The organism is Streptomyces sp. T39 (assembly GCF_008042045.1).
Taxonomy (GTDB): Bacteria; Actinomycetota; Actinomycetes; order Streptomycetales; family Streptomycetaceae; genus Streptomyces.
This window is the reverse complement of record NZ_RDBP01000037.1, coordinates 791,238-798,985: the sequence shown is the minus strand read 5'-3', so window position 1 is coordinate 798,985 and position 7,748 is coordinate 791,238. Positions and strand designations below refer to the sequence as shown.

6 protein-coding genes are annotated in these 7,748 nt (G+C 73.4%); all 6 read right to left on the bottom strand.

Going from position 1 to position 7,748, the window contains the following annotated elements:
- Window positions 1-23 precede the first annotated feature (23 nt).
- On the bottom strand, window positions 24-1,832 hold the full coding sequence (locus EAO77_RS40390; RefSeq protein ID WP_315986115.1) for a hypothetical protein: 1,809 nt from the start codon (window positions 1,830-1,832) through the stop codon (window positions 24-26).
- Between the two features lie 405 nt (window positions 1,833-2,237).
- Window positions 2,238-3,473 carry a precorrin-6y C5,15-methyltransferase (decarboxylating) subunit CbiE gene (gene cbiE / locus EAO77_RS26120; protein ID WP_147990715.1) on the bottom strand — a complete coding sequence of 412 codons (1,236 nt, stop codon included), beginning with the start codon at window positions 3,471-3,473 and terminating at the stop codon, window positions 2,238-2,240.
- Window positions 3,474-3,605: 132 nt separating this feature from the next.
- Window positions 3,606-4,253: a GNAT family N-acetyltransferase gene (locus tag EAO77_RS26115; RefSeq protein WP_147991038.1), complete on the bottom strand. Its 648-nt coding sequence runs from the start codon at window positions 4,251-4,253 to the stop codon at window positions 3,606-3,608.
- A gap of 184 nt (window positions 4,254-4,437) precedes the next feature.
- Window positions 4,438-5,298 (bottom strand): MetQ/NlpA family ABC transporter substrate-binding protein, encoded by an 861-nt coding sequence (locus tag EAO77_RS26110; protein ID WP_147990714.1) that lies wholly within the window; start codon window positions 5,296-5,298, stop codon window positions 4,438-4,440.
- Between the two features lie 68 nt (window positions 5,299-5,366).
- A complete protein-coding gene (locus EAO77_RS26105; protein WP_147990713.1) occupies window positions 5,367-6,038 on the bottom strand; it encodes a methionine ABC transporter permease in 672 nt (223 codons plus the stop codon).
- Window positions 6,035-7,096 carry a methionine ABC transporter ATP-binding protein gene (locus tag EAO77_RS26100; RefSeq protein ID WP_147990712.1) on the bottom strand — a complete coding sequence of 354 codons (1,062 nt, stop codon included), beginning with the start codon at window positions 7,094-7,096 and terminating at the stop codon, window positions 6,035-6,037. The genes EAO77_RS26105 and EAO77_RS26100 overlap by 4 nt, the downstream gene beginning before the upstream one ends.
- Between the last annotated feature and the right edge of the window lie 652 nt (window positions 7,097-7,748).

Here is a 7,748-nt window from a genome sequence, read left to right as displayed (position 1 = left end):
GCCCAAGGGCCGGGCCAAGCAGTTCAAGGAACTGAAGATCGAGGCCATCCTCGACACCCCGGTGGCCCAAGGGCCGGGCCAAGCAGTTCAAGGAACTGAAGATCGAGGCCATCCTCGACACCCCGGTGAACATCGTCGTCACCGCCGACCCCACCCGCGGCGGGCGCCACYSCCTCGGCCGGCTGCGTGGACGGGGCCGGCGCTTCGGCGGGCTCGGGCTGCGCCTGCTGCGCGGGCTCCGGCGTCTCGGGCTCGGGCTGCGCCTGCTGCGCGGGCTCCGGCGTCTCGGGCTCGGGCTGGGCCTGCTGGGCGGGCTCCGGCGCCTCGGCGGGTGCCTCGGCCACCTCGGCAGGCGCCGCGGGCTCCGCCGGGGCCTCCGCCTGGGCCGGGGCGGCGGTCACGGGCTCGGCGGGGGCCTCCGCCTGGGCCGGGTCGTGGGGGACCGCCTCGGCGAGCGGCTGCGGTGCCTCGGCCGGTGCGGCGGGCTCCGCGACGGGCGCGGCCGGCGCCTGCGGCTCCGGCTCGGGCTGCGGCTCCGGCGGCAGGTGCTGTGCCGGCTCCGGGTCGCCGTCGCGCGGCGCGGGCACGGCGGCCTCCGCCACGGACGCGGCCGCCGGTTCGGCGGACGGCTGAGGAACGACCGTTTCTGCGGCGGGCGCCTCCGGCCGGGGCGGCTGCGGGTCCCACGGGGCCCCCGCCTGCGGCGGGATCTCGCCGAGCTGCGGTCCCGGCAGCTCGTCGGCGGCCGCCTCGCGCGGCACGTCCAGGTACTCCACGCCCGTCGTCCCCTGCTGCGCGCCGGCCTGGGCGGCGGGCGCCGTGCGCACGGCCATCGGGTGCGGCGGGGTCCCCGCGGGCCCCCGGTCGGCGAGCGAACGCACCACTCCGCTGTTCGCCTCGGGAACGGGCGGGCCCATGTGCAGGGGCCTGCGGGCCGGGGGCGGCGTCGGCATCGCCGAGGTGGCGGCGGAGGGGGTACGGACGGCACCGAGGTCGACCGACCCGGAATCCCGGCCGCCCGCCTCGTGGGCGCCGGTCTCGTGGGCGGCCTGCGCGGCGGCGAACGCCTCGGCGGGGGCGGCCTGTTCGGGCGCGGCGGCGAACGGCTCGGCGTGCGCGGCCTGTTCGCCGTCGGCGGCGGGGTACGGGGCGTCCTGCGCGAAGGCACCGGGGAAGCCCTCCTGCTGCGCCGGTGCGGTCCCCGGCGCGAAGGAGGCGTCGGCCGCGGGCTCCTGGGGCAGCGGGCCGGGCGCCACGCCGGGGACGACGGACATGGTGCCCTGCACCTGGGCGAGCGGTTCCCGGGACGGCGCGGGCTCGTAGGGCTGCTGCTCGCCTGCCGGGGACGGCTGCGTGTCGGGCACTCCGCCGTGCGACGGGTTGCCGAGGGCGTACAGCGCGCTGTCGGCCGGGCCGGCGACCTGGGTGAACTCGGGCGCGGCAGGCTCCTGGACGGCTTCCCCCCGGCCGTCGGCCGCGGTGGGCGGGGTGCCGTCGGCGTAGGCGTATCCGGCCTGGTGGTCCATCAGGTACTCGCCGCTGCCGTGCTGCGGGACACCGGCGGGCACCGCGTGCTGAACGGGGGCGGGCGCGGCCGCGTACTGATCGGCGGCGGGTGCGGCGTGGTGTGCCGGGGCCGGGGCGGGCACTGTGTGCTGGTGCTCGCTCCAGGCGCCCTGGACGCCCGGCATCAGCAGGAGGTCGTCCTCCTCGGAGGTGTGGCCGGAGGGTTCGAGGTAGGTGTAGGCGTCCTGGGCGGGGACGCCCGGCTGCTCCACCATGCCTGCGTTCTCCGGCAGCCCCTCGCCCGGGATCTGGCCGGTGTCAGTCATGCGTACCCCTCGCCCATCGGTTGTGCTCCTTCGCCCATCGCCCGGGGCGTCCGACCGGCACACCTGACGCCCGTGAACAACAACGAGCGTGTGCGCCGCGCGGCACGATCGACCCCCGACCCCATGCATTGTCGCCGTCGTTCGCCACCACGGCAGCAAGATCCGCCGCGGTCCGCTGTGGGCTGCGCCACGTCGCGCGACCCCCCGGTTTCCGGCGTACCACGAACCGGGGTCGAAGTGACCCCCATTTCCGGACATTGACCGACCATTCGGCAAGCGCCCGGGCGCGGTACGACGATCGGCCAGCCTACCCTCCGCCGTGCCGGAAGTGGGGGTTGGGCCCGAGTTGTGAGCAGCGCGACGTGAGGCTCGGAGTATCCGCGTTTGCGCCGTCAGGACGCTCCGTCAGGACGCGGCGTCGGGATGGCGGCCGCAGAGGAGGAAGACCACGGTGCGTTCACGTTCGGTCCAGTCGGCGGTGTCGAGTTCGACGGACTGGAGGAGTGCGCACTCGACGTCGTAGCCGCCCGCGGCGAGCGCGGCGCCGACGGCTTCGGCCTCGTCGCGGGTGGAGGCGTGGGTGACGATGCGCTGCGGCCTGCGGTCGGCGACGGCGGTCACCACGGGGACTCCCCCGCCGCCGATCCGTACGACGTCGGGTTCGGGCAGGCGTTCCAGCACGTGCGGGGCGCGGCCCGCCACGACCTGGACCTGCACGCCGAGGCGGCGCGCCCGGGCGTCGGTGCGCCGGCAGGCGTCGGCGTCGGCGTCGACCGCGATGACCGCGGCGCCGAAACCGGCGGCCTCGGCGGCCAGCGCGCCGCCTCCGCAGCCGATGTCCCACACCAGGTCGCCGGTGCGGGGGCCGAGCCGGGCGAGCTGGGCGGCACGCAGCCCGGCGTACTCGCCCTCGCGCGACGGCGTGTGCGGCTCGTCGTCGTCCGGCGGCAGGGCCCAGCCGCGCTGCTGCGGCGGGTAGCCGGGCTCGCGGCCGGCGATCCAGCCGGCGCCGGAGCGGGCGGTGCCGGTGAGGGTGCCGGATCCGCCGATGACGATCACGACGTTGGGGTCGCGCCACACGTGGTCGGCGACCTTGTCGGAGGTGAGCACCGTGACCTGTTCGCGGGCGGTGCCGAGTTCCTCGCAGATGACGAAGGTGCGGTGGATGCCGTCGAGCAGCAGGGCCAGTTCGGCGGGGCCCGCTCCGGGAGAGGTGAGGACGGCGACCTTGGGGTGGGCGCGGCAGACGTTGACGGCCCGGCGCAGGGTGCGCTGGTGGGCGACGACGGTGAGGGCGTCGTCCCACGGCATGCCGGCCCGCGCGAAGGCGGTGGCGACGGAGGAGACGGCGGGGACCACCTCGACCTCCAGGCCGTGCTCGGGCGCCCGCAGGGTGCGGACGACGCCGAAGAAGCCGGGGTCGCCGTCGGCGAGGACGACCGCGCTCCCGCGATGGCCCGCGATGCGGCGGGCGGCGAGGTCGACGCTGCCCAGACGGATGCGTTCGGCGTTCGGCGGCACCTCGGGCAGGGCCAGGTGGTGGGCGGCGCCGGCCACCAGGGTGGCGGCAGAGAGCGCGGACGTGGCCGCCCGGGTGAGCGGCGAGCCGTCCCATCCGATCACCGTGACCCGGTCGGCCATCGCGTCAGTCTCCTGGTGTCGTCGCAGGCAGGGGGGTGTACCGGCGGTGGGTGTCCCGCACGCCGAGGGTACCCGGCCCCGCATCCCGTGAAGGGTGCGGGAAGGTTTCCGCGGACAGCCTGCCCGGTGCGCTCAGTTCCAGTCGGTGTAGGAGGCGTAGCCCGCCTCCGCCATGCGATCGGCCTCGAGGTCCTCGGGGAGCAGACTCCACACGATCAGGTCGGTGCGGACCTCGGTCCAGGCGCCGGTGCCGTCGTCGGGCCGGGTGCGCACGCTCCAGGCATTGCGCAGCACGCCCTCGCTGATGCAGCCGACCTTCTGGGCGACCTGCTGGGACGCGGTGTTGCCGGCGGCCGTGCGCAACTCCATGCGCTCGAAGCGGCGGTCCCTGAAGAGCCACTGCGCGACCGCGAGCACGGACTCGGTGGCGTACCCCTCGCCGCGCGCCCACGGCGCGGTGACGTAGGAGACCTCGGTGGCGAGCAGGCGCCAGTCGGTGTTGCGGAGATGGACGATGCCGACCAGCCGCTGGGTGAGGAACTCGGTGACGGCAAAGACGATTCCGCGCCCCTCGGTGCGCTCCGCCGGCGCGAACTCGCGCACCCACCGCTCGGCGTCGCGGCCGGTGTAGGGGTGGGGCGCCGATGTCCAGGCGGTGACCATCTCGTCGTTCATCATCTCGGTGTGCGCCGGGATGTCGGCGTCCTCGAAGGGGCGCAGCACCAACCGCTCCGTGCTGATGGACACGTCCGGGAAGGTGTGAGTCATGCGCTGCTCCATGCCGGGACCGTCGGTGGTCGTTGCCTCGTCGCCGTACGCGTGTGCGGGCCGTACGGGGTCGTAGCCGTAAAGGCACAGCATGCAACATCGGCTGCGGGGTGCGCATGGCCGGGTGCGCAACGACGCCGGCTCCGGGCACCCTGGGGGTGCCCGGAGCCGGCGTCGAGCGGCCTGCGCGCGCCGCCTACCGGGCGGCGCCGAAGGAGGCGACGACGGAACCCTTGTACGTGTCCTCGATGAACTTCTTCACCTCGGGCGAGTTCAGCAGCTTCGCGAGCTTCTGCACGCGCGGGTCGTCCTGGTCGCCCTCCTTGACGGCGAGGAAGTTGGCGTACGGGTTGCCCTCGGCCTTCTCCAGCGCCAGCGCGTCGGCGGCGGGCTCGAGGTCGGCCTCGATCGCGTAGTTGCCGTTGATGACGGCGGCGTCGACGTCGTTCAGGGCGCGGGGCAGCGTGGCGGCCTCCAGCTCCTTGAACTTCAGGCCCTTGGCGTCCGCGATGTCGGAGAGCTTGGCGTCGGTGCCGACGCCTTCCTCGAGGGTGATCAGGCCGTTGTCGGCGAGCAGGTGGAGCGCACGGCCCTCGTTGGTGGTGTCGTTGGGGACGGCGACGGTCTGGCCGGACGTGATGTCCTTGATGTCCCCGGCCTTCTTGGAGTAGAGGCCGAGGGGTTCCAGGTGGACGTTGACGACGGGGACGATCGTCGTCTTGTTCTTCTTGTTGAAGTCGTCCAGGTACGGCTTGTGCTGGAAGTAGTTGGCGTCGACCTGGCCCTGCTGGGTGGCGGTGTTCGGCAGGACGTAGTCGGTGAACTCCTTGACCTCCAGGTCGAGTCCCTCCGCGGCGGCCAGGTTGTCCTTGACGTAGGTGAGGATGTCGGCGTGGGGCGTCGGGGACGCGGCGACGACCAGGGCCTTGGACGCGTCGGCCGTGCCGCCGGCGTCGCCGCCGGAGTCCGGGTCGGACGCGGTGCCGCAGGCGGTGAGCCCGAGGGCGAGCGCGGCGGTGGCCGCGGCGGCGGCGGTGAGCTTGATGGTGCTGCGCACGAAGAGTGCCTCTTTCCTGTGGTGGTGCGACGCCCGGACAACAAGTGCGGGCGAGGGGGAGAAACGTTTCAGCTTGCGGCGCGGCCGCGACGGGCGAGAAGGCGTACGACGCCGTCGCCCAGGAGCTGCACGATGGTCACGAGGGCGATCAGGATCACGACCGTGATCAGCATGAACTGGGTCTCGAAGCGCTGGAATCCGTAGGTCACGGCCTTGGAGCCGAGCCCTTCGCCGCCGACCGCGCCCGCCATCGCCGAGTAGCCGACGAGGACGATCACGGTGGTGGTGACGGCGGCGACCAGCGAGGGCAGGGCCTGCGGCAGCAGGACCTTGCGGACGATGGTGGGCACCGATCCGCCCATGGACTGGACGGCTTCGACGAGCCCGTGGTCCACCTCGCGGATCGCGGTCTCGACCAGCCGGGCGAAGAAGGGGATGGCGCCCACGGCGAGCGGCACGATCATGGCGGTGGGGCCGATGAAGGTGCCGACGACCAGCGTGGTGAACGGGATCAGGGCGATCAGCAGGATGATGAACGGCAGCGAGCGGCCGATGTTCACGATCACGCCGACGACCTTGTTCAGGGGGGTGTTCTGCAGCAGGCCGCCCTTGTCCGTGAGGACGAGCAGCACACCGAGCGGCAGTCCGCCGGCCACCGTGACGACGGTGGACCACAGCACCATGTAGAGGGTGTCGAGGGTGCCCTGGGTGAGCAGGGGCTCCATCTGGGACCAGGTCACTTCGCGACCTCCTCGACGAGCGCCGGGCCCTGGGCGGGGACGGCCGCGGCCGCGGCGGGGTCGACGACGTCGACCTGGAGGCCCTGCTCGCGCAGGAAGCCGACGGGGACGACGTTCTCCTCGTACCGGCCGGGCAGCTCGATGCGCATCCGGCCGATCTGGCGGCCGCCGACGGTGTCCATCGCGGCGCCGAGGATCGATATGTCGATGTTGTAGGTACGCGAGAGCTGGGAGATCACCGGCTGGGTGGCCGCCTCGCCGTGGAAGGTCACGTCGACGACGGTCCGGTCGGGGCCGGACGCGTCACCGCTCACCGGGAACAGCTCGTGGGCGAGTTCGGAGCCGGGGGTGGCGAGCAATTCGCTCACGGTGCCGGATTCGATGATCTTCCCCTTCCTCATCAGGGCTGCGGAGTCGCAGACGGTCTTGACGACGTCCATCTCGTGCGTGATGAGCAGCACCGTCAGGCCGAGCTGACGGTTGAGGTCGCGCAGCAGCTGGAGGATGGAGCGGGTGGTCTCGGGGTCGAGCGCGCTGGTGGCCTCGTCGGACAGCAGCACCTTGGGGTCGCCGGCCAGGGCGCGGGCGATGCCGACGCGCTGCTTCTGGCCGCCGGAGAGCTGGCCGGGGTAGGACCGGGCCTTGTCGGCGAGGCCGACGAGGTCGAGCAGTTCGAGCGCCTTGCGGGAGCGCTCGGCACCGGAGACGCCGAGGATCTCCAGGGGCAGTTGGACGTTGTCCTCGACCGTCCGCGAGGACAGCAGGTTGAAGTGCTGGAAGACCATGCCGATGCGGGTGCGCGCCTCACGGAGGTCCTTCGACGCGCGCCGACCCCGGCCGGCGAGCGCGGTCAGGTCGCGGCCGTCGACGGTCACGGTTCCGGAGGTCGGGCGCTCCAGCAGGTTGACGCAGCGGATGAGGGAGGACTTGCCGGCGCCGCTCTGTCCGATGACGCCGAAGACCTCGCCCTCGCGGACGTGCAGGTCGACGCCGTCCAGGGCGGTGACGTCGCGGCCTCGCGATGAGTAGACCTTGGTCAGGCCCGTTGTGGTGATCACAGGGTTTCCGTCACTGTCGAGTGCGCGGCGCGGTGTCCGCCGGGCACGGGGCATTCGGTTCAGACAGTCCTCTGCGGGCACGGCTGTGCGGCTGGTGGCCGGGGGCAACACGTGCGCGGGGCAGGCTCGCTCCGAGGCGTTCTCCGTGGTTCCGGGGACGTTCGGACGCGGCGCGGCTGTCGGTCTCGCTTCGGGGCGCGAGGCTCAGGCAGGGGCCCTCAGAAGGCGCGCATTCGACACAGACAACGAGCACCGGGCGTCGTGATCGCCTCGGTCGCAAGGGTGCGGCTGCTCGTCGTGGTCATGGCTGCAAGTAAAGCAGACAGGCATACGGGCGAACCGACCGCGTCCGCTATTCGGACAGCGGATACACGGCATGTGGACACGACCCGAGACCGGCCGATCCCCCGCACACCGGCTCCCACCTGCGCGGATACCTCGTTTCCCGCGTCCCGGGCGCCCCCGCGCGGGTGCCTCGCTGTGGCCGATACCACCCATCGGACCGTCCGGGCGCCCCGTCCACCCCGGACCGGGGCGGCCGCCCGGGAGGCCGGTGCGGGGGCCCGTGAGCGGGCCGAGCCGGGTGCGGGGGATCGGCCGGTCTCGGGTCGTGTCCACATGCCGTGTATCCGCTGTCCGAATAGCGGACGCG

What these genes read in the sequence shown, in the direction of transcription:
- cbiE (WP_147990715.1), bottom strand. Translation starts at nt 3,473, where the DNA reads ATGGCCGACCGGGTCACGGTGATCGGATGGGACGGCTCGCCGCTCACC.
- EAO77_RS26115 (WP_147991038.1), bottom strand. Translation starts at nt 4,253, where the DNA reads ATGGAGCAGCGCATGACTCACACCTTCCCGGACGTGTCCATCAGCACG.